The following is a 20,262-nucleotide window of genomic DNA, read 5'->3' as shown; positions in this document are numbered from 1 at the left end:
CTCTCAGACTCCGGCGGGCGTGCGGTCGTCGGACAGATCGGCGGGCGAGGCCAGATGGCCCAGCACGGCGGTGGCGGCGGCGACCTGCGGGGAGACCAGGTGGGTACGGCCGCCCTTGCCCTGCCGGCCCTCGAAGTTCCTGTTCGAGGTGGAGGCGGAGCGCTCACCGGGGGCCAGCTGGTCCGGGTTCATGCCGAGGCACATCGAGCACCCGGCGTGCCGCCATTCGGCGCCCGCGGCGGTGAAGACCTTGTCCAGCCCCTCCTCGACGGCCTGCAGGGCGACCCGGACGGAGCCCGGGACGACCAGCATCCTTACACCGTCGGCGACTTTGCGGCCGTCCATGATCGAGGCCACGTTGCGCAGGTCCTCGATGCGTCCGTTGGTGCAGGAACCCACGAACACCGTGTCGACGTTGATCTCGCGCAGCGGCTGCCCGGCGGTCAACCCCATGTACTCCAGGGCCTTTTCGGCGGCGTAGCGCTCCGAGGCGTCCTCGTACGAAGCGGGGTCGGGGACGTTCGCCGACAGAGGGGCGCCCTGACCGGGGTTGGTGCCCCAGGTGACGAACGGAGCCAGCGAGGCGCCGTCGATGACGACCTCGGCGTCGAAGACCGCGTCGTCGTCGGTGCGCAGTGTCTTCCAGTACTCCACCGCGGCGTCCCAGTCCTCGCCCTCGGGGGCGTGGTCACGGCCCTGGAGGTAGGCGAAGGTGGTCTCGTCGGGGGCGATCATGCCCGCGCGGGCGCCGGCCTCGATCGACATGTTGCAGATGGTCATCCGGGCCTCCATCGAGAGCTTCTCGATGGCCGGGCCACGGTATTCGAGGATGTAGCCCTGGCCGCCGCCGGTGCCGATCCGGGCGATGATGGCCAGGATGAGATCCTTGGCCGTGACGCTGTCGGGCAGTTCGCCCTCGACGGTGATCGCCATGGTCCGGGGGCGGGCCAGCGGCAGTGTCTGCGTCGCCAGGACGTGCTCGACCTGGCTGGTGCCGATACCGAAGGCCAGTGCTCCGAACGCGCCGTGGGTGGAGGTGTGCGAGTCGCCGCAGACCACCGTGGTGCCCGGCTGGGTCAGGCCCAGCTGCGGGCCGACCACGTGCACCACGCCCTGCTCGACGTCACCCAGCGGGTGCAGCCGGACGCCGAACTCCGCGCAGTTCTTGCGCAGGGTCTCCAGCTGCGCGCGGGAGACCGGATCGGCGATCGGCTTGTCGATGTCGAGGGTCGGGGTGTTGTGGTCCTCGGTGGCGATGGTGAGGTCGAGACGCCGGACCGGGCGGCCGGCCTGGCGCAGGCCGTCGAACGCCTGCGGGCTGGTCACCTCGTGCAGCAGGTGCAGATCGATGAAGAGGAGGTCGGGCTCGCCATCGGCGCGCCGGACGACATGGTCGTCCCAGACCTTCTCCGCGAGTGTCCTACCCATCGCTTTCCCTCCGGCCGGCATCCTCACCGGCCCAACTAGAGATTCGGGTGCCGCCGTCCGGACCCCCGAGCGGGGCGGTGGCTGCGGGCCTTTGTAAGGCCGCACGTACAGGTTCGCAACTTCCGGGGAAAATTGAACTTGCGTTTCACAGAGTGAGACGCGAGTATCGTCGTATGGACAACTCTAGCGGCGTCGGCGTTCTCGACAAGGCAGCTCTGGTATTGAGCGCCCTGGAGTCCGGTCCGGCCACCCTCGCCGGGCTGGTCGCGGCGACAGGGCTCGCACGACCCACGGCACACAGACTCGCCGTGGCACTCGAACACCACCGCATGGTGGCGAGGGACATGCAGGGCCGGTTCATCCTCGGCCCCCGGCTGGCGGAGCTCGCCGCCGCGGCCGGCGAGGACCGCCTCCTGGCGACGGCCGGACCCGTACTCACCCATCTGCGCGACATCACCGGCGAGAGCGCTCAGCTCTACCGCCGGCAGGGCGACATGCGGATCTGCGTGGCGGCGGCGGAGCGCCTGTCCGGACTGCGGGACACCGTGCCGGTCGGCTCCACGCTCACGATGAAGGCGGGTTCCTCGGCGCAGATCCTGATGGCCTGGGAGGAGCCGGAGCGTCTGCACCGGGGCCTGCAGGGAGCCCGCTTCACGGCCACGGCCCTCTCCGGCGTACGGCGACGGGGCTGGGCCCAGTCGATCGGCGAGCGCGAGCCGGGTGTGGCCTCGGTCTCGGCTCCGGTCCGCGGACCGTCGAACCGGGTCGTCGCCGCGGTGTCGGTCTCCGGCCCGATCGAGCGGCTCACCCGCCACCCGGGCCGGATGCACGCGCAGGCGATCATCGACTCGGCCGCGCGGCTGAGCGAAGCGCTGCGCCGCACGGGCTGAACCTCCGGAAGGGCCCCGCCCCTTCGCCGTACTCGACCGAGGCCCGCGCACCCCCGCCTCCGCCTCGCGCCCCTCTCCGAGCCGCCCCAGCGTCGTGGCGGCCACTCCTCACGCCGCGCCCTCCCGGCGCCCCGCAACAGACCCTTCCCGTACGGGAAGTGGCCTCCCGGTCCCCCGACTGCCCCTGAACGTGCCGGGGATACGGAAAAGGCCCCCCACCGAGGTGAAGGGCCTTGTCCTACTGCTGTGTTGTACCCCCGACCGGATTCGAACCGGCGCTACTGCCGTGAGAGGGCAGCGTGCTAGGCCGCTACACAACGGGGGCGTGGTTACTGCTGACTTGCGCTGGGCTACCAGGACTCGAACCTAGAATGACGGTACCAGAAACCGTAGTGTTGCCAATTACACCATAGCCCATGGTGTGACAAGTACCCCCGACCGGATTCGAACCGGCGCTACTGCCGTGAGAGGGCAGCGTGCTAGGCCGCTACACAACGGGGGCCCTAGCGATCCCATCCGGCATCAACCGGATGTTGTCACCGAAGAACGTGGGTGCGACCCAGATGTTCTCGCGGGATGGATCTGTACCCCCGACCGGATTCGAACCGGCGCTACTGCCGTGAGAGGGCAGCGTGCTAGGCCGCTACACAACGGGGGCTTGTTACTTCGGTCTTGCGCTGGGCTACCAGGACTCGAACCTAGAATGACGGTACCAGAAACCGTAGTGTTGCCAATTACACCATAGCCCACTGAAACGCAACCCCTGGGGGTTCTGTTTCTGTCTGCGCTTCCCGGCCGGATCTTTCGGCCCGCTCCGGTGGCGCAGGAAGAACATTACCTGAAGGTGTCCGGCGCTCCAAAACGGGTATTGCCTGCCAGCAACCCGGGGAGCTCGTCGAGGCCGGTGATCCGCACGAGCTCGGGGCGTCCGCCCCGCCCTTCCCGGTCCAGCCAGATCCCCGTCAGCCCGGCCGCCGCCGCGCCGCCGGCGTCGATGTCGGGTTCGTTGCCGACGTACGCCACGCACCGCGGCTCCAGCTCCAGGACGTCACAGGCCGCGTGGAAGGCGCCCGCGTCCGGCTTGGAGACGCCCAGCTCGACGGCGCACACCACCGCTTCGAAGCGGTCACGGACCCCCAGGGCGCGCAGCTTGCGGTCCTGGTTGTGGATGCTGGAATTCGACAGGACGGCATGGCGGAAGGTCCCCGCCAGCCGGTCCAGGACCGGCAGGGTGTCCGGGAAGAGCGCCCAGGCGGCCTCGTAGTGGGTGGCGTGACGGCCGAACCACTCGTCGGCCTCGGCGTCGCTCAGCCACCGCGAGAGGAAGGCGCGGACGCGCTCCCTCCGCTGCTGCTGGAAGTCGAGCTCCCCTGCGGCGAAGCGCGCCCACTGCACGTCCGTGATGGCCTTCCAGGCGTCGAGGGCGCCCTCCAGGGAGTCGTAGCCCTCGGGGAAGCCCTCGTGCTCCAGATGCTTGCGCATCCCCGTGCGGTCGGCTCCGGAGTAGTCGAAGATCGTGTCGTCGATGTCCCAGAGCACCGCGCGGATCGTCATGTGAGCGAACCTACCGGCCGGGACGGCCCCGGGCACGGAAACGCCGGAGGCCGGGGCACCCTCAGGGTGTCCCGGCCTCCGGCGTCACGCATACGGCTCGTTACGCGGCGAGCTTCGCCAACGCGGCGTCGATACGGGCGATCGTCTTCTCGCGGCCCAGGATCTCCAGGGACTCGAAGAGCGGCAGACCGACCGTGCGGCCGGTGACGGCGACGCGGACCGGGGCCTGCGCCTTGCCGAGCTTCAGGCCGTGCTTCTCACCCGCGGTGAGGACGGCGGTCTTCAGGGCCTCGGCGTTCCACTCGGCGGCGGTCAGCTCGGCGCGGGCCGTGACGAGCAGGGCGTCCGAGCCCTCCTTCATGGCCTTCGCCCAGGACGCCTCGTCGTGGACCGGCTCGTCCAGGAAGAGGAAGTCGACGTTGGCCGTGATGTCCGAGAGAACCGTCACACGGGTCTGGGCGTGCGGAGCGATCTCGGCGAACTGCTCCGCGTCGAAGGCCTCGGGCGCCCAGGGCGCGAAGGGCGCCTTCAGCCACGGGCCGCAGGCCTCGGTGAAGGTCTTCACGTCGAGCATCCGCAGGTGCTCGGCGTTGATGTGCTCGGCCTTCTTCAGGTCGAAGCGCGCCGGGTTGGCGTTGACGTCGGCGATGTCGAACGCGGCCACCAGCTCGTCCCGGCCGAAGATGTCGCGGTCCTCGGCGATCGACCAGCCGAGCAGCGAGAGGTAGTTGAGCAGCCCCTCGGGCAGGAAGCCGCGCTCGCGGTAGAGATTGAGCGAGGCCTGCGGGTCGCGCTTGGAGAGCTTCTTGTTGCCCTCGCCCATGACGTACGGAAGGTGGCCGAAGGCCGGGGTCTCCTTGGCGATGCCCAGCTCGGCGAGCGCCCGGTAGAGGGCGATCTGGCGCGGGGTGGAGGAGAGCAGGTCCTCGCCGCGCAGGACGTGGGTGATCTCCATCAGGGCGTCGTCCACCGGGTTGACGAGCGTGTAGAGGGGGGCACCGTTGGCGCGGACGATGCCGTAGTCCGGCACGTTCTCCGGCTGGACGGTGATGTCGCCGCGGACCAGGTCGGTGAAGGTGATCGCCTCGTCGGGCATCCGGAAGCGGACGATCGAGGTGCGGCCCTCGGCCTCGTACGCGGCCTTCCGCTCGTCGCTCAGGTCGCGGCAGTGGCCGTCGTAACCCGACGGCTTGCCGGCCGCGCGGGCGGCGTCGCGGCGGGCGTCGAGCTCCTCGGTGGTGCAGTAGCAGTGGTACGCGTGCCCGGCGTCCAGGAGCTTGGCGGCCACGTCCTTGTAGAGGTCCATCCGCTGCGACTGGCGGTACGGCTCGTGCGGGCCGCCGATCTCGGGGCCCTCGTCCCAGTCCAGGCCGAGCCAGCGCATCGAGTCGAGCAGCTGCTGGTAGGACTCCTCGGAGTCGCGGGCGGCGTCGGTGTCCTCGATGCGGAAGACCAAGGTGCCCTGGTGGTGCCGTGCGAAGGCCCAGTTGAACAGGGCGGTCCGGACCAGGCCCACATGGGGGTTGCCGGTCGGGGAGGGACAGAAACGTACGCGCACTGGGGCGCCTGGTGCGTTAGCCACGCTTGATCACCTTGTTGGTGAGAGTGCCGATACCTTCGATGGTGACGGCGACCTCGTCGCCGACGTGCAGGGGGCCGACCCCTGCGGGGGTCCCGGTGAGGATCACGTCGCCCGGGAGCAGCGTCATCGCTTCCGTGATGTGGACGACCAGGTCCTCGACGGAGCGGATCATGTCGCTCGTCCGGCCGAGCTGGCGCTGCTCGCCGTTGACCGTGGCCTGGATCGCCAGGTCGCCGGGGTCGACGTCCGTCTCCACCCAGGGACCGAGGGGGCAGGAGGTGTCGAACCCCTTCGCCCGGGCCCACTGGCTCTCACGCCGCTGGACGTCACGCGCGGTGACGTCGTTGGCGCAGGTGTAGCCGAAGATGACGTCCTTGACGCGCTCACGCGGGACCTCGCGGCACATGCGGCCGATCACCACGGCCAGCTCGGCCTCGTGGTGCAGCTCCTCGGAGAACGAGGGGTACTCGATGGAGTCGCCGGCGCCGATCACCGAGGTGGTGGGCTTGAAGAAGGCGACGGGCACATCCGGGACCTCGTTGCCCATCTCGGCGGCGTGTTCCGCGTAGTTGCGGCCGATGGCCACGACCTTGTTGGGAAGCACTGGCGGCAGCAGCCGGACCTTCTTCAGCGGGACCTTGGTGCCCGAGAGCTCGAAGTCGGTGTACGGAATGCCCTTGATGATGTCGAGGACGAGGCTGTCGGGGCTGTCGCCCTCGACCGCGCCGAAGGCGACATTGCCGTCGATGGAGAACCTGGCGATGCGCACGGGATGCTGTCGCCCCTCACTTGCTGGCTGGCTGAAGACTGACGCTCCAGGCTAGCGCGCGGAAGAGCGACAGCCGTGCGTGTGGCGCCGGGGCCCCGGCCGCTACTTCGCCGTCGTGACCGGGGCCACCATGAGGATGGTGCGGCGGGGGTTGGCCGTCTGGGCCGGCAGGTCGACGGCGTGCTCCCGCTGCTCCGGCGTCCGCAGCGCTTCGGCGTCCTCGAGGTGCGCCAGCGTGGTGCGCCGGGGGTTGGCAATGTTGCGGAACGTCATCGTCGTCTTCATCTGCCGTATGGACCCTTGTCGCTGGGGCGCTGCCCGGAGGTGCGCCGGTTGTCGGATTCGCTGTCCCTGTAAAGCGTCAGGCTAAACATCCGATTCCCGGACGTGGCCGGGATGAGACGGCGATCATCATGTGAGTTTGCTCACGAACTTGCGGACAAAAAGCCCATTCCTGACACTTGATCGCGAGATGCAAACCAGACAATACGTCACTGAATCCGGCATTCCGCTCCCGATCATGGCGTCTGGGACACCTGCCGCTCCCGACAGGACCACCCGCATTCGCCCGGTTTGCCGGTGAATGCTCTCTACGCCTTGTCACTCGCCCATCACACCGGGTCATCCAGGTCACAGCCCGGTACGCGGGCCTTGTTGGAGATCCTCCACTGTGCTGAAATTCCACGCACCGCCGCGGGTTTCAGGCCCAGCGCGCAGGGGCGCAACGCAGCGCCGAGTGGCGGCGGGAGGGGGAAGTACGCCGGTCACTCACGACCACCATGGGGCGCGTCCAGCGCCCCACGACGCCGACACCGTCCCGTCGCGCCACGCGCGGAGGGACGCCTGGTCCAGAGGTTGCGACGCTAGTGCAGGGACGTTTCAAGAGGGATGGCATGGGGTCGCCCCAGCCCCGCCAGGGCCGAGGGGAAGCTCCGGCGGATCAGGAGCCGCGCGGCGGGAACGACCGCGGTTCCTCGCCCCAGCACGCCCAGAATCCCGGTGCGGCCGGTGACAGCGGCGACCGCGCGCAACGCTCCGGCACGACGAGCACCGGCGGCCCCGACGCCGCGGTGCCCCCGAAGCCGGCCGGACCCACCACCGCCGGCTCGCGCATGGCCCTGCGCAACTGGCGCATCAGCACGCGTCTGGTCTCCCTGCTCGCCCTCCCCGTGGTCGCGGCGACCACCCTCGGCGGGCTGCGGATCAACGAGTCCATGAACGACATGGACCAGCTGGAGCACATGCAGCTGCTGACGAAGATGACCAAGCAGGCGACCGCGCTCGCCAACGCGCTCCAGGAGGAGCGCGACAAGTCGGCCGGCCCGCTGTCGAACGGCGTGAAGGCCACCGACTACAAGGTCACTCAGCCCCGCGAGCGGACCGACCGCGCCAAGGACGCCTTCTTCGAGGCGACCGACGAGATAGGCAACACCCCGGGCGACGCGGCCCTGGACAGCATCCACGCGAGCGTCAGCCAGATCGGCATCCAGCTGGGCAACATCACCAGCATCCGCAAGGACGCGTACGCCAAGGACAGCCCCAGCCTCAACACGGTCGACCAGTACAGCCAGCTGATCACCTCGCTCCTGAGCCTCTCGCAGGACATGGCGCAGGCCACCAGCAACCCGGAGATGATCAAGCGGACGCGTGCGCTGGCCGCCTTCTCCTCCTCCAAGGAGTACGCCTCCGTGGAGCGCGCGATCATCGCCGCGGCCCTGCCCGGCGGTGACAGCAACGAGACGCACCTGAACGACAACGACCAGGCGTTCGGGCGCAACGCGCTGGGCAAGGCGAGCACGACCCTCCGTACGTTCGAGACGACCTACAAGTCCACCGGTAGGAGCGCCACCGAGCTGCTGGCGCCGCTGGACAGCGGGAATCCCGAGATCACCGCCGCCGACATCTACGCCAAGAAGGTGCTCGACAGCCCGCTGGGCATGGAGGGCAGCGGCGGCAAGACCCGCACGTACATGGACTGGTACGACCAGAGCTCCAACAAGATCCAGGCCATGAAGACCATCGAGGAGACGCTCCTCGGTGAGATGGAGAGCAAGGCCCGCGAGCTCCGTGAGGAGTCGCAGCGCGACGCGATCCTCAACGGTGCGATCATCCTCATCGTCCTCGGTGTGTCGCTGGTCGGCGCCTTCGTGGTGGCGCGGTCCATGATCCGCTCGCTGCGGCGGCTGCAGGACACCGCGACCCGGGTCGCCCAGGACCGTCTGCCCGAGCTCGTCAAGCAGCTCTCCGAGACGGACCCGCAGGACGTCGACACCTCCGTCGAGTCGGTCGGTGTGCACTCCCGCGACGAGATCGGCCAGGTGGCCGCGGCCTTCGACGACGTGCACCGCGAGGCGGTCCGTCTGGCCGCCGAGCAGGCGCTGCTGCGAGGCAACGTCAACGCGATGTTCACCAACCTCTCGCGCCGGAGCCAGGGCCTCATCCAGCGCCAGCTCTCCCTCATCTCCGAGCTGGAGTCCCGCGAGGCCGACCCGGACCAGCTGTCCTCGCTGTTCAAGCTCGACCACCTCGCGACCCGTATGCGCCGTAACGGCGAGAACCTCCTCGTCCTCGCGGGCGAGGAGCCGGGCCGCCGGTGGACCCGCCCCGTGCCGCTGGTCGACGTGCTCCGTGCCGCCGCCTCCGAGGTGGAGCAGTACGAGCGCATCGAACTGGCCGCGGTTCCCGCGACCGAGGTCGCCGGCCGTGTGGTCAACGACCTCGTGCACCTCCTCGCCGAGCTGCTGGAGAACGCCACGTCGTTCTCCTCACCGCAGACGAAGGTCCGGGTCACCGGTCACGCGCTGCCCGACGGCCGTGTGCTCGTCGAGATCCACGACACCGGTATCGGCCTCTCCCCCGAGGACCTGGCCGCGATCAACGAGCGGCTCGCCTCGCCGCCCACCGTGGACGTCTCGGTGTCCCGGCGCATGGGTCTGTTCGTGGTCGGCCGGCTGTCCCTGCGTCACGGCATCCGCATCCAGCTGCGTCCCTCGGACTCCGGGGGCACGACCGCACTGGTCATGCTGCCCATGGAGGTCGCGCACGGCGGCAAGCAGCCGCCGAAGCCGGGCCAGCAGGGCAAGGGCCAGCCGGGCGGCGCCCCGGGCGGGCTCCTCGCCGGCGGCGGCGCACCCGCCGCGGGCGGCCAGCGTCCCGGGCTCGCCGGTACCCCCGCGGCTCCCGCCAAGGGACTGGGCGCGACCGCTCCTCGCGGGCAGGTCGGCCCGGGTTCGTCCCCTCGGGCCGCGCTGCCCTCGCGCGACGGCGGACCTCGTCAGCCGCAGCAGGGCAACAACCCGCAGGGCCCCGGTCAGCAGGGACCCGGCCTGCCCGGCCAGGGCCGTCCCGAGGGCCCGCGTCAGGGTGGCGGCCTCGCCGGTGCCTTCGCCGGCGGTGCCCGCCCGGGCGCACGCCCGCCGCAGGACCCCTCGGCCGGTGCGGACGCCGGCCGGCCCAACCTCTTCGGCCACTCCGGTCAGCAGAGCGGTCCCACGGCACGGCAGGCTCCGCAGCCGCAGCAGGCCCAGCTCGGCCAGGGCGGCCCGCAGCAGCCCGGCGGTCCCGGCCGCCAGCTCCCGCCTCCGGGCGGCCCGCGGGCCGAGCTGCCGGGCGGCAACCCGCAGCCCCAGCGACCGCAGAACACGAGCTGGGGCGTCGAGGAGCAGGGTGCGCCCCGGCGTACGCAGCCCGACTCCCCCCGCGGTCACGAGGAGCACGACGGCGGCCGGTTCGCCCGGCCGGGCACCTCCGGCCCGAGCCAGCCGTTCAGCCCGCCGAACCAGCGTCCGCCGGCGAACGACCGTCAGGGCCCCGGTGCCACGTCGGAGTTCGCCCGTCCGGACTTCTCTGCTCCGCAGGCTCCTCAGGCCCAGGACCCGGCGAGCACCGCGCAGTTCGCCCGCCCCGACTTCAACGCCCCGGTGCCTCAGAACCAGGGCTACGGCGCCCAGGCGCCGCAGGCTCCCGCTCCCCGTCGGCAGGACGACGCCGACTTCGGCGCACCGCGCCCGCCGGTCCACTCCGGTGAGCCGCCGCACCGTCCGGCCCTGCCGCACCAGCCCGAGGTGCTGCCGCCGGCCGGTCCCGGCGACGGGCGGACGCCGCTGTACGACACGCTGGAGACGAACTGGTTCCACGGCCCGCAGCAGGGTGGCCAGCAGCCGCCCGCCGAGCCGCAGGCACCGGCCGCCCCGCAGCCCGCCGGCAACCCGCCTCCGGCCATGCCACGGCGTGGCGCGGCGGACACCGGTGTCACCAGTTCGTGGCGCGCCTCGCCCAACGACGACCTCGTACGGCAGGCGGAGCGCGTCAAGAAGCCCGCCGCCGGCGGGATCACCACGTCCGGTCTGCCCCGCCGTGTCCCACGTGCCAATTTGGTGCCGGGCACTGCTCAGCAGCAGAATCATCAGTCCGGACCTCAGGTTTCGCGTGCGCCCGATGACGTACGCGGCCGTCTGACCAATCTCCGCCGGGGCATCCAGCAGGGACGACAGGCCAACACCGGCTCGTCTACCGGCAGTTTCCAACTCGGCCCCACTCACCAGCAGGAGCGTTAGTTGAGCCCCATGAGTCAGGCCGCGCAGAATCTGAACTGGCTGATCACCAACTTCGTGGACAACACCCCAGGGGTGTCCCACACGGTGGTGGTCTCCGCGGATGGCCTGCTGTTGGCGATGTCCGAAGGTTTCCCGCGCGACCGCGCCGATCAGCTGGCGGCTGTCGCCTCCGGGTTGACGTCGCTGACGGCGGGGGCCTCCCGGATCTTCGAAGGCGGCGCCGTGAGCCAGACGGTCGTGGAGATGGAGAGGGGATTCCTCTTCCTCATGTCCATCTCCGACGGATCCTCACTCGCCGTCCTCGCCCACCCGGACGCGGACATCGGCCTGGTCGGGTACGAGATGGCACTCCTCGTGGACCGCGCGGGGACCGTCCTCACCCCTGACCTCCGTGCCGAGCTACAAGGAAGTCTGCTCCACTAGGCGGCCATGCGGCAGACACCTGACACGATCCCCCCAGGTACCACTCAAAACCCTCACCCGTCCGGCCGACACAGCCCCCCACCGGCCACCTTCAGACGGCAAGCCGACACCCTGCTGTCACGCCCGGAGGATTTATGACCCCGCCACCCGCCTCACCTGATCCGTACGGCGCCTTGCACCACGCGTCGTACGACGGTGAAGGCGACCAGCCGCTGGTCCGCCCCTACGCCATGACCGGTGGCCGGACCCGGCCGCGCTACCAGCTCGCGATAGAGGCTCTGGTCAGCACAACAGCGGACCCCGCACACCTCGGGACGCTGCTCCCCGAGCACCAGCGGATCTGCCACCTCTGCCGCGAGGTCAAGTCGGTGGCCGAGGTCTCGGCCCTGCTGTCCATGCCCCTGGGTGTGGCGCGGATCCTCGTGGCGGACCTGGCGGAAGCCGGCATGGTGGCCATCCACCAGCCGGGCAACGGAGAGGCCGGCGGCGCGCCGGATGTGACACTGCTCGAAAGGGTGCTCAGTGGACTTCGCAAGCTCTAGCGGCGGTACGGCCCGCTCCACCACCTCGGCGAAGATCGTGGTGGCAGGGGGCTTCGGCGTGGGTAAGACCACGTTTGTCGGTGCCGTTTCGGAGATCAATCCGCTGCGCACCGAAGCCGTGATGACGTCCGCGTCCGCGGGCATCGACGACCTGACCCACACCGGGGACAAGACCACCACGACGGTGGCCATGGACTTCGGACGCATCACCCTGGACCAGGACCTGATCCTCTACCTGTTCGGCACCCCCGGACAGGACCGCTTCTGGTTCATGTGGGACGACCTGGTCCGCGGCGCCATCGGCGCCGTCGTCCTCGTCGACACCCGCCGCCTCGCCGACTGCTTCCCCGCCGTCGACTACTTCGAGAACAGCGGCCTCCCCTTCGTCATCGCCCTCAACGGCTTCGACGGACACCAGCCCTACACACCCGACGAAGTACGCGAAGCCCTCCAGATCGGCCCGGACGCCCCGATCATCACGACGGACGCCCGGCACCGCGCGGACGCCAAGAGCGGCCTGATCACACTGGTCGAGCACGCCCTGATGGCCCGGCTGAAGTAGCCGCAAGTCGGTAGCGATCTACGGAAGTTGCAGTAGTCACGCGGGGGCGGCCTGTGTCCTTTGACACGATCCGCCCCCGCGTTCATAACATTTCGACAGTGAATTGGGGCCCCGTCGATACCCGACGCGCACGACCGGTACCGCTGTGCTCATACGAGCCTCGCCTTTTGGCGGGGCTCGCTCTTTATGCCCGTTTTATCTCTGGGTGGTCTTAGCCGGAATCACGCATTCCGACTGTTTGGAACGCGACCGGTCCACGTGCTGCAATGCCTCGAACTACCCAGTAGTACGGCCCCCTGAACGATAATCCGGCACAACGTAGGTGCCGACGCCGAGAGGTTGTTGGTCGAGTGAGGCGAAGCAACGAGGGCTCCGCGGCGCAGCCGGAGCGGGGCAACTTCACCCCGCCGCCGCGTGCTGCGGTGTCCCCGCCTGCGGACACGTCGTCCGAGGCGGAAGCGGCGGGCGGGAGCACCAGCCGGCTGTCACCGCGCAACTGGCGGGTGCCCACCAGGCTGAACGCGATCCTCCTGATTCCCGCACTGGTCGGCCTGGTCATGGGCGGCTTCCAGGTGAAGGGGTCGGTCGACACCTGGAACGAGGCCCAGGACGCCGAGAAGACAGCTCTGGTCGTCCGGGCCGCCGCGGCGTACGGGCAGGCGCTGCTGAACGAGCGTGACCTCACCGCTCAGCCCCTGCTGTCCAACAAGCGCACCGCCCCCGAGGTGGAGAAGGTGCGCGCCACGACGGACAGCGCCGCCTCCGCGTTCGACGCCGCCGTGCAGAACATGCCGGACAAGGAGGGTCTCCACCGCCGCCTGAAGCTGTTCAAGGTGGAGGAGCCCCTGCTCCCCGAACTTCGCAAGGCCGCCTACGCCGAGGCCATGGACCCGGTGAAGACGGAAGAGGGCTACACCAAGGTCCAGCACTCGCTGATGGAGTTCTCCAACGAGCTCGGCCTGGGTACCGGCAACATCACCAGTTACGGCCGGACCGTGTACGCGATCGAGCTGGCCAAGGCCGCAGAATCGCTTCAGCGCTCCATCGGCATGCACCTGCTGGTGCGGCCGAGCCAGGAGAGCCGTAAGTTCAACGGCCAGGTCACGGCGTTCAGCTCGTACAACTACCTGGAGCAGATCGCTCTCGGCGAGTTCGTCTCCGGTGGCACGGAGGCCGACGCCGCCCGGCTCAAGGCGGTCATGGCCGCCAAGGCCGCCGAGGGTGCGAAGCAGCTGAAGGCCGCCCAGGAGCAGGCCAAGGCCACCGGAGCGCCCTTCGTGGCACCTCCCAGCATCGACGGTTCCGTCTTCGACGGCATGGCCCAGCAGATCGGCCAGGGTAAGCAGCCCGACGAGCTGAAGGCCAAGGGCATCACCCCCGAGACCTGGCTGGCCGCGTCCACCGCGAAGTTCGACGGCTACACGACGGTCGAGAACGAGCTCGTCGACAAGGCCGTGGCCGAGGCGGCGGAGATCTCGTCCGACGCCCGGAACGACGCCATCGTCAACGCGGCGATCGTGATCATCGCCCTGCTGGCCGCCTTCATCATCGCCGGGCTCATGGCCCGCCAGATGAGCCGCTCGATGCGCCAGCTGCGTACGGCCGCCTTCGGCATCGCCGAGCAGCGGCTGCCGATGCTGGTCGACCAGCTGTCGCGGACCGAGCCGGGCCGCGTGGACACCCGGGTGCAGCCGATCCCGATCAACAGCCAGGACGAGATCGGCGAGGTCGCGCGCGCCTTCGACCAGGTCCACCGCGAGGCGGTCCGGCTCGCCGCCGAGCAGGCCATGCTGCGGGGCAACGTCAACGCGATCTTCACCAACCTGTCTCGCCGCAACCAGTCGCTCATCGAGGGCCAGCTGACCCTCATCACCGACCTGGAGAACAACGAGGCCGACCCGGACCAGCTGGAGAGCCTCTTCAAGCTGGACCACCTGGCCACCCGTATGCGGCGCAACGGCGAGAACCTCCTCGTCCTCGCCGGCGAGGAGCCCGGGCGCCGCTGGAACCAGCCGGTGCCGCTGGTCGACGTACTGCGGGCCGCCTCCTCGGAGGTGGAGTCCTACGAGCGCATCGAGCTCACCGGTGTGCCGGAGAGCGAGATCCACGGCCAGGCCGTGACCGACCTCGTGCACCTGCTGGCCGAGCTGCTGGAGAACGCCACCACCTTCTCCTCCCCGCAGACCAAGGTCCGGGTCACCGCGACCCGCCTGCCGGACGGCCGTGTCATGGTCGAGATCCACGACAAGGGCATCGGCCTCACGGCCGAGGACTTCGCGGACATCAACCACAAGCTGGCCAACCCGCCGACCGTGGACGCCGCGGTGTCCCAGCGGATGGGTCTGTTCGTGGTCGGCCGACTGGCCGACCGGCACGGCATCCGCGTCCAGCTGCGCCCGTCGGGCGAGCAGGCGGGGACCACGTCGCTGGTCATGCTGCCGGACGCCATCACCCACGGTGGCGGTGGCGAGTCCGCCCAGGACAGCGACTTCACCGTCTCCTCGATCATTCCCGAGCAGCGGCAGCCGCAGGCCTTCGACCCGATGCCGCAGCAGGTGCCGATGCGTACCGCCGCGGAGCTCGGCTTCGACGACTCGCGCTACGACACGCCTGCCGCGGACTCCCCGCAGCTGGACCCGGTCAACCGCTCGCTGATGCGTGAGGAGCGCCGGGCCGCGCTGGAGGCTCAGTCGGGGGGCGACCCCCAGGCGTTCCAGGACAACGGGGCGGGCCGGCAGCCGGACTACCCCCAGGAGCAGTTCACGCAGGCGCAGTACGGCCAGGAGCAGCAGTACGCGCCCGAGCCCTACGCCCAGCAGCAGGAGTACACGCAGCCCGGTTACGAGGGCGGTTACGACCCGTACGCCCCGAACGGCTACCAGGACCCGCAGCAGAACGGCTATACGGAATCCTCGTACCCCGCTCCTGACGGCCGTCAGGAGCGGTACGGCGACCAGTTCGCTCCGCAGGGCGACCGCTCCCACCAGGGCGACTGGACCGATCAGGGTTCGTACCAGGGAGCTTTCGAGCCCACGGCGCAGCCCGAAGCGGAAGCTGTGCCGAACGCTCCCGCGGAGACACAGGAACGCGTAGGCTTCGACCGCCCGGGGCCCACCCCGAATCCCGGTGGCGAGCTCACCGACGCGGGTCTCCCGCGACGGGGCGCCGGCCAGCAGCACTGGCAGCCCACCGGCCGCGGAAACGATCAGCCCACGGCACCGGAGCAGCGGCAGCGGCCGCCGCAGGAGCAGCCCCAGGCCGAATCCTCCGGCGGGGAAGGTCCCGACGACTGGCGCTCGGCGAACGACGAGCGCTGGGAGCGGGCCGAGAAGCTCAAGGATCCGAAGGCGGGCGGGATCACGCCTTCCGGACTCCCCCGGCGCGTGCCCAAGGCCAACCTGGTCGAGGGAACGGCGGAGCAGACCCAGCAGGGCGGCCCACAGGTCTCCCGCGCCCCGGAGGACGTGCGGGGCAGGTTGAGCAACCTGCGACGCGGTGTCCTGCGGGGTCGCACGGCCGGGTCGGACACAAGTAATACCTACAACCAGGAGCGTTAGTGTGAGCCCGATGAGCCAGGCGGCGCAGAATCTGAACTGGTTGATCACCAACTTCGTGGACAACACCCCTGGGGTGTCGCACACGGTGGTGGTCTCCGCCGACGGACTCCTGCTGGCGATGTCCGAAGGTTTCCCACGGGACCGCGCCGATCAGCTGGCGGCCGTCGCCTCCGGTCTGACGTCGCTGACCGCGGGTGCCTCCCGGATCTTCGAAGGCGGCGCCGTGAATCAGACCGTTGTGGAGATGGAGCGAGGATTCCTCTTCATCATGTCCATCTCTGACGGATCTTCACTTGCCGTCCTCGCCCACCCGGACGCCGATATCGGTCTGGTTGGGTACGAAATGGCACTTCTCGTAGACCGTGCAGGAAGTGTTCTTACCCCGGATCTCCGCGCCGAACTCCAGGGAAGTCTTCTTAACTAATAGACAGACAGTGCGTTTCTCGTCACCGCGCCATAAGGTGCGGTGGCGCGGCACCACTGGGATGGCGACCGGCAGTCGGAGGAGGAAACGTGGCAGCACCCACAGGCGGACACCCGTACGAGGGCGGTCAGCGGGTTTCGGGTGAGCAGGGTGACAACCGTTTCGACGCCCCCTCCATGCCCGGCAGACAGGGCCCGCAAGAGCCTTATCAGCCGTATCAGCCCTACCAGTCCCAGCAGGGCTCGCAGGGCGGCGACTGGCAGCAGCAGCCCCAGCAGCCCGGCCCGGGGTGGCCGCAGCAGCAGCCTCACTACCAGCAGCCGCAGCACGAGCAGCAGCCTCCGCAGCGGTACGAGGCACCGCCGTCGCGCATCCAGCCTGTACAGCGGCAGGCTCCGGCGCCCGCCAAGCCCGCGGCGCACAACCCGTTGGTCCGGCCCTACGCCATGACCGGCGGACGGACCCGGCCGCGCTACCAGCTCGCCATCGAGGCACTGGTCAGCACCACGGCCGATCCGGCCCGGCTGCAAGGGCAGTTGCCCGAGCACCAGCGGATCTGCCGGCTCTGCATCGAGATCAAGTCGGTGGCCGAGGTCTCGGCCCTGCTCTCGATCCCCCTCGGCGTTGCCCGGATCCTCGTCGCCGACCTGGCCGAGGCCGGACTCGTCGCTATCCATCAGCCCGGCGGCGACGAGACCGCCGGCGGCCAACCAGATGTGACACTGCTCGAAAGGGTGCTCAGTGGACTTCGCAAGCTCTAGCGGCGGAGCGGCCCGCTCCACTACCTCGGCGAAGATCGTGGTGGCAGGGGGCTTCGGCGTGGGTAAGACCACGTTTGTCGGTGCCGTTTCGGAGATCAATCCGCTGCGCACCGAAGCCGTGATGACGTCCGCGTCCGCGGGCATCGACGACCTGACCCACACCGGGGACAAGACCACCACGACGGTGGCCATGGACTTCGGACGCATCACCCTGGACCAGGACCTGATCCTCTACCTGTTCGGCACCCCCGGACAGGACCGCTTCTGGTTCATGTGGGACGACCTGGTCCGCGGCGCCATCGGCGCCGTCGTCCTCGTCGACACCCGCCGCCTCGCCGACTGCTTCCCCGCCGTCGACTACTTCGAGAACAGCGGCCTCCCCTTCGTCATCGCCCTCAACGGCTTCGACGGACACCAGCCCTACACACCCGACGAAGTACGCGAAGCCCTCCAGATCGGCCCGGACACTCCGATCCTCACCACGGACGCCCGGCACCGCGCGGACGCCAAGAGCGCGCTGATCACACTGGTCGAGCACGCCCTGATGGCCCGCCTGCGCTGAGCCCGCCACCTTACGGCGAAGGCCCCGCACCCCTCTCCGGAGGGGTGCGGGGCCTTCGCCGTAAACGGACGTGCCGGGCCGGGTGGGCCCTGGAGCGGCCTCGGCGGCCGCTCTCAGCCCTGCCAGCTGTGCGGGGCGCGGAAGCCGGGGGTGCGCTCCAGCCGGCGCCATCCGGCGGTGCTGCGGCCCCGGTGGGCCGGTGCGTCGGGCTGGGCTGCCGCGCGGGCGAGCAGGACCGCGGTGATCGCGGCGAGTTCCTCGGGGCCGGCCTGGCCCTTCTCGACGCGCAGGACCGAATCGGCGGAAGTGGTGCTCATGGTGTCTCCGTCTTCTGGGCAGAGGGTCGCGGACGTGGGGCGGGGTCGCCGCCGCACCGTGACTACTGCGGGGGGTTGCCGTGCTTGCGGGACGGCAGGTCGGCGTGCTTGTTGCGGAGCATCGAGAGCGAGGCGATCAGTACCTCGCGCGTCTCGGCGGGGTCGATGACGTCGTCGACCAGGCCGCGCTCGGCCGCGTAGTAGGGGTGCATCAGCTCGGCCTTGTACTCCTTGACCATGCGGGCCCGCATGGCTTCGGGGTCCTCGGCGTCGGCGATCTGCCGGCGGAAGATGACGTTGGCGGCACCTTCGGCGCCCATGACCGCGATCTCGTTGGTCGGCCACGCGTAGGTGAGGTCGGCGCCGATGGACTGGCTGTCCATGACGATGTAGGCGCCTCCGTAGGCCTTGCGCAGGATCAGCGAGATCCTCGGCACGGTGGCGTTGCAGTACGCGTAGAGCAGCTTCGCACCGTGCCGGATGATCCCACCGTGCTCCTGATCGACGCCGGGCAGGAAGCCGGGTACGTCCAGCAGAGTGACGATGGGAATGTTGAAGGCATCACACATCTGGACGAAACGGGCGGCCTTCTCGGACGCTTCGATGTCCAGCACCCCGGCCAGCGCCTGGGGCTGGTTGGCCACGATGCCGACGACCTGGCCGTCGAGACGGGCCAGGGCGCACACGATGTTGCGGGCCCAGCGCTCGTGGACCTCGAGGAAGTCGCCGTCGTCGACGAGTTCCTCGATGACCTTGTGCATGTCGTACGGGCGGTTGCCGTCGGCCGGGACCAGGTCCAGCAGGACGTCGCCGCGACGGTCGGCCGGGTCGTCGCTCGGGACGACGGGCGGGTTCTCGCGGTTGTTGGAGGGCAGCATCCCGATCAGGTAGCGGACCTCGGCGATGCAGGTCTCCTCGTCGTCGTACGCGAAGTGCGCGACGCCCGAGGTCTCGGCGTGCACGTCCGCGCCGCCCAGGCCGTTCTGGGTGATCTCCTCACCGGTGACGGCCTTGACCACGTCGGGGCCGGTGATGAACATCTGCGAGGTCTCACGGACCATGAAGACGAAGTCGGTCAGCGCCGGGCTGTAGGCCGCGCCGCCCGCGCACGGGCCGAGCATCACCGAGATCTGCGGGATGACACCCGAGGCACGGGTGTTTCGCTGGAAGATCCCGCCGTAACCGGCGAGCGCGGACACGCCCTCCTGGATACGGGCACCCGCGCCGTCGTTCAGCGAGACCAGCGGAGCACCCGCCGAGATGGCCATGTCCATGATCTTGTGGATCTTCGTGGCATGGGCCTCGCCCAGCGCCCCGCCGAAGATCCGGAAGTCGTGCGCGTAGACGAAGACCGTCCGGCCCTCCACCGTGCCCCAGCCGGTGATCACACCGTCGGTGTACGGCTTCTTCTCCTCCAGCCCGAAACCGGTCGCCCGGTGCCGGCGCAGCTGCTCGACCTCCTTGAACGATCCCTCGTCCAGCAGCAGCGCGATACGCTCCCGCGCGGTCAGCTTGCCCTTGGCGTGCTGCGCCTCGGTCGCCCGGTCACTCGGCCCGCGCCGGGCCTCGTCGCGCAGCGCCAGCAGTTCGGCCACCCGGCCACGCGTGTCGCTGGGCTCGCCCGGGATTTCGTCCACAACGGTCATACGTCGACCCTACGAACCCGACCGCGCAAACCCTGCCGTTCACTCCGGACAGTCTCCTGCCCGGTTTCCTGGTGGCACCTGACAGAAGCCGGGCGCGATGCAACCCATCTGCCAGCTCACGGGGCGTGCGTGTTGTGGGGCTCCTACAAAGAGGGAAGTGTGGCCCCAGCCACACACCGGCCCGCGCGCCACGCCGCGGATACACCGGGCGGGCGACCGGACGCACCGCAATGGCAGGGGGCGGCACCCGGTGCACCACGTGTGGAGACCGCGCACCGGAGGGCGATCACGACCCGGACCGCGTCCTCGGAGGGTTCACCCCCGGGCCCGCACCCGCGGAAGATCCCCCCCGGGACCACGTCCTCGGACGATCGCCCCCGGGGTCACGGCCGCCGGGAGGTCACGGCTCCAGGCCGCGTCCTCGCGGCCCGAGGGGGACAGTACTCCCGCGACAGCCCCGGGGTGAGCCGACCCCCCCTCCGGCCTGTGCGTGATCCCGCGGGCCGCCGTGTTCAGTTCCTGTTTACTCCACGCATGCGGAGAACGACCGGGCGTCGCCAAAACCCCTACAGCGACGTCGAGTTGTGAAGAACGGCTACTTCTTGAGAGCGCTCTCAGTCATAACTCTTGACGGTCACCGGAGGCGTCGCGAGAGTGGTGCGCACCGCAGGCAGCCCCCACACTGCTCC

General features: G+C 69.7%; 16 protein-coding genes and 5 tRNA genes. 9 read left to right on the top strand and 12 right to left on the bottom strand.

Going from position 1 to position 20,262, the window contains the following annotated elements; genetic code table 11:
• Window positions 1-3: 3 nt before the first annotated feature.
• Window positions 4-1,428, bottom strand: coding sequence for a 3-isopropylmalate dehydratase large subunit (leuC, locus tag ACIRJR_RS26235; RefSeq protein ID WP_403784890.1), 1,425 nt, complete (start codon window positions 1,426-1,428; stop codon window positions 4-6).
• Between the two features lie 173 nt (window positions 1,429-1,601).
• Between leuC and ndgR the strand changes: the two genes are divergently transcribed.
• Window positions 1,602-2,318: an IclR family transcriptional regulator NdgR gene (ndgR, locus tag ACIRJR_RS26230; protein ID WP_033303994.1), complete on the top strand. Its 717-nt coding sequence runs from the start codon at window positions 1,602-1,604 to the stop codon at window positions 2,316-2,318.
• Between the two features lie 252 nt (window positions 2,319-2,570).
• Here the strand turns inward: ndgR and ACIRJR_RS26225 are convergent.
• From ACIRJR_RS26225 to ACIRJR_RS26185, 9 genes are all read right to left on the bottom strand, one after another.
• A tRNA-Glu gene (locus tag ACIRJR_RS26225) sits at window positions 2,571-2,643 on the bottom strand.
• A gap of 20 nt (window positions 2,644-2,663) precedes the next feature.
• Window positions 2,664-2,735: transfer RNA gene (locus ACIRJR_RS26220), tRNA-Gln, on the bottom strand.
• A 12-nt stretch (window positions 2,736-2,747) separates the two neighbouring features.
• A tRNA-Glu gene (locus ACIRJR_RS26215) sits at window positions 2,748-2,820 on the bottom strand.
• 83 nt (window positions 2,821-2,903) lie between these two features.
• Window positions 2,904-2,976: transfer RNA gene (locus ACIRJR_RS26210), tRNA-Glu, on the bottom strand.
• A 19-nt stretch (window positions 2,977-2,995) separates the two neighbouring features.
• A tRNA-Gln gene (locus ACIRJR_RS26205) sits at window positions 2,996-3,067 on the bottom strand.
• An 85-nt stretch (window positions 3,068-3,152) separates the two neighbouring features.
• Window positions 3,153-3,872 (bottom strand): HAD family hydrolase, encoded by a 720-nt coding sequence (locus ACIRJR_RS26200; RefSeq protein ID WP_403784888.1) that lies wholly within the window; start codon window positions 3,870-3,872, stop codon window positions 3,153-3,155.
• A gap of 100 nt (window positions 3,873-3,972) precedes the next feature.
• Window positions 3,973-5,454 carry a glutamate--tRNA ligase gene (gltX, locus tag ACIRJR_RS26195; protein WP_403784886.1) on the bottom strand — a complete coding sequence of 494 codons (1,482 nt, stop codon included), beginning with the start codon at window positions 5,452-5,454 and terminating at the stop codon, window positions 3,973-3,975.
• A complete protein-coding gene (locus ACIRJR_RS26190; protein WP_403784884.1) occupies window positions 5,447-6,223 on the bottom strand; it encodes a fumarylacetoacetate hydrolase family protein in 777 nt (258 codons plus the stop codon). Before ACIRJR_RS26190 ends, gltX begins: the two co-directional genes overlap by 8 nt.
• A 102-nt stretch (window positions 6,224-6,325) precedes the next feature.
• Window positions 6,326-6,508, bottom strand: coding sequence for a hypothetical protein (locus ACIRJR_RS26185; RefSeq protein ID WP_403784883.1), 183 nt, complete (start codon window positions 6,506-6,508; stop codon window positions 6,326-6,328).
• Window positions 6,509-7,116: 608 nt separating this feature from the next.
• On the opposite strand from ACIRJR_RS26185, the gene ACIRJR_RS26180 reads away from it, so the two are divergent.
• The 8 genes from ACIRJR_RS26180 to ACIRJR_RS26145 all read left to right on the top strand — a co-directional run bounded on the left by ACIRJR_RS26180 (window position 7,117) and on the right by ACIRJR_RS26145 (window position 17,610).
• On the top strand, window positions 7,117-10,779 hold the full coding sequence (locus tag ACIRJR_RS26180) for a nitrate- and nitrite sensing domain-containing protein (RefSeq protein ID WP_403784881.1): 3,663 nt from the start codon (window positions 7,117-7,119) through the stop codon (window positions 10,777-10,779).
• A 9-nt stretch (window positions 10,780-10,788) separates the two neighbouring features.
• Window positions 10,789-11,202: a roadblock/LC7 domain-containing protein gene (locus ACIRJR_RS26175; RefSeq protein WP_006127850.1), complete on the top strand. Its 414-nt coding sequence runs from the start codon at window positions 10,789-10,791 to the stop codon at window positions 11,200-11,202.
• 134 nt (window positions 11,203-11,336) lie between these two features.
• Window positions 11,337-11,744, top strand: coding sequence for a DUF742 domain-containing protein (locus tag ACIRJR_RS26170; protein WP_003966010.1), 408 nt, complete (start codon window positions 11,337-11,339; stop codon window positions 11,742-11,744).
• On the top strand, window positions 11,725-12,306 hold the full coding sequence (locus tag ACIRJR_RS26165) for an ATP/GTP-binding protein (RefSeq protein ID WP_014153856.1): 582 nt from the start codon (window positions 11,725-11,727) through the stop codon (window positions 12,304-12,306). The genes ACIRJR_RS26170 and ACIRJR_RS26165 overlap by 20 nt, the downstream gene beginning before the upstream one ends.
• A 350-nt stretch (window positions 12,307-12,656) precedes the next feature.
• Window positions 12,657-15,863, top strand: coding sequence for a nitrate- and nitrite sensing domain-containing protein (locus ACIRJR_RS26160; RefSeq protein WP_403784879.1), 3,207 nt, complete (start codon window positions 12,657-12,659; stop codon window positions 15,861-15,863).
• Between the two features lie 10 nt (window positions 15,864-15,873).
• Window positions 15,874-16,287, top strand: a complete 414-nt coding sequence (locus ACIRJR_RS26155; RefSeq protein WP_006127847.1) for a roadblock/LC7 domain-containing protein — start codon at window positions 15,874-15,876, stop codon at window positions 16,285-16,287.
• Window positions 16,288-16,376: 89 nt separating this feature from the next.
• The gene (locus tag ACIRJR_RS26150) at window positions 16,377-17,048 is read left to right on the top strand and encodes a DUF742 domain-containing protein (RefSeq protein ID WP_403784877.1); all 672 of its coding nucleotides are present in this window, start codon (window positions 16,377-16,379) and stop codon (window positions 17,046-17,048) included.
• The gene (locus ACIRJR_RS26145; RefSeq protein WP_014048542.1) at window positions 17,029-17,610 is read left to right on the top strand and encodes an ATP/GTP-binding protein; all 582 of its coding nucleotides are present in this window, start codon (window positions 17,029-17,031) and stop codon (window positions 17,608-17,610) included. The genes ACIRJR_RS26150 and ACIRJR_RS26145 overlap by 20 nt, the downstream gene beginning before the upstream one ends.
• Window positions 17,611-17,723: 113 nt before the next feature.
• Here ACIRJR_RS26145 and ACIRJR_RS26140 read toward each other — a convergent pair whose 3' ends face one another.
• Window positions 17,724-17,927 (bottom strand): acyl-CoA carboxylase subunit epsilon, encoded by a 204-nt coding sequence (locus ACIRJR_RS26140; RefSeq protein ID WP_403784875.1) that lies wholly within the window; start codon window positions 17,925-17,927, stop codon window positions 17,724-17,726.
• A gap of 62 nt (window positions 17,928-17,989) precedes the next feature.
• The gene (locus tag ACIRJR_RS26135; RefSeq protein ID WP_403784873.1) at window positions 17,990-19,573 is read right to left on the bottom strand and encodes an acyl-CoA carboxylase subunit beta; all 1,584 of its coding nucleotides are present in this window, start codon (window positions 19,571-19,573) and stop codon (window positions 17,990-17,992) included.
• Between the last annotated feature and the right edge of the window lie 689 nt (window positions 19,574-20,262).

It is taken from the genome of Streptomyces sp. NPDC102402, assembly GCF_044765765.1.
Lineage (GTDB): Bacteria > Actinomycetota > Actinomycetes > Streptomycetales > Streptomycetaceae > Streptomyces.
This window is presented reverse-complemented; position numbering and strand designations above follow the sequence as displayed.

Bases quoted from the DNA above. Each gene is read 5' to 3' on its own strand.
- ACIRJR_RS26155 (WP_006127847.1), top strand. From the start codon at position 15,874: ATGAGCCAGGCGGCGCAGAATCTGAACTGGTTGATCACCAACTTCGTG.
- ndgR (WP_033303994.1), top strand. From the start codon at position 1,602: ATGGACAACTCTAGCGGCGTCGGCGTTCTCGACAAGGCAGCTCTGGTA.
- ACIRJR_RS26185 (WP_403784883.1), bottom strand. From the start codon at position 6,508: ATGAAGACGACGATGACGTTCCGCAACATTGCCAACCCCCGGCGCACC.
- leuC (WP_403784890.1), bottom strand. From the start codon at position 1,428: ATGGGTAGGACACTCGCGGAGAAGGTCTGGGACGACCATGTCGTCCGG.
- ACIRJR_RS26175 (WP_006127850.1), top strand. From the start codon at position 10,789: ATGAGTCAGGCCGCGCAGAATCTGAACTGGCTGATCACCAACTTCGTG.
- ACIRJR_RS26170 (WP_003966010.1), top strand. From the start codon at position 11,337: ATGACCCCGCCACCCGCCTCACCTGATCCGTACGGCGCCTTGCACCAC.
- ACIRJR_RS26200 (WP_403784888.1), bottom strand. From the start codon at position 3,872: ATGACGATCCGCGCGGTGCTCTGGGACATCGACGACACGATCTTCGAC.
- ACIRJR_RS26140 (WP_403784875.1), bottom strand. From the start codon at position 17,927: ATGAGCACCACTTCCGCCGATTCGGTCCTGCGCGTCGAGAAGGGCCAG.
- ACIRJR_RS26180 (WP_403784881.1), top strand. From the start codon at position 7,117: ATGGGGTCGCCCCAGCCCCGCCAGGGCCGAGGGGAAGCTCCGGCGGAT.
- ACIRJR_RS26135 (WP_403784873.1), bottom strand. From the start codon at position 19,573: ATGACCGTTGTGGACGAAATCCCGGGCGAGCCCAGCGACACGCGTGGC.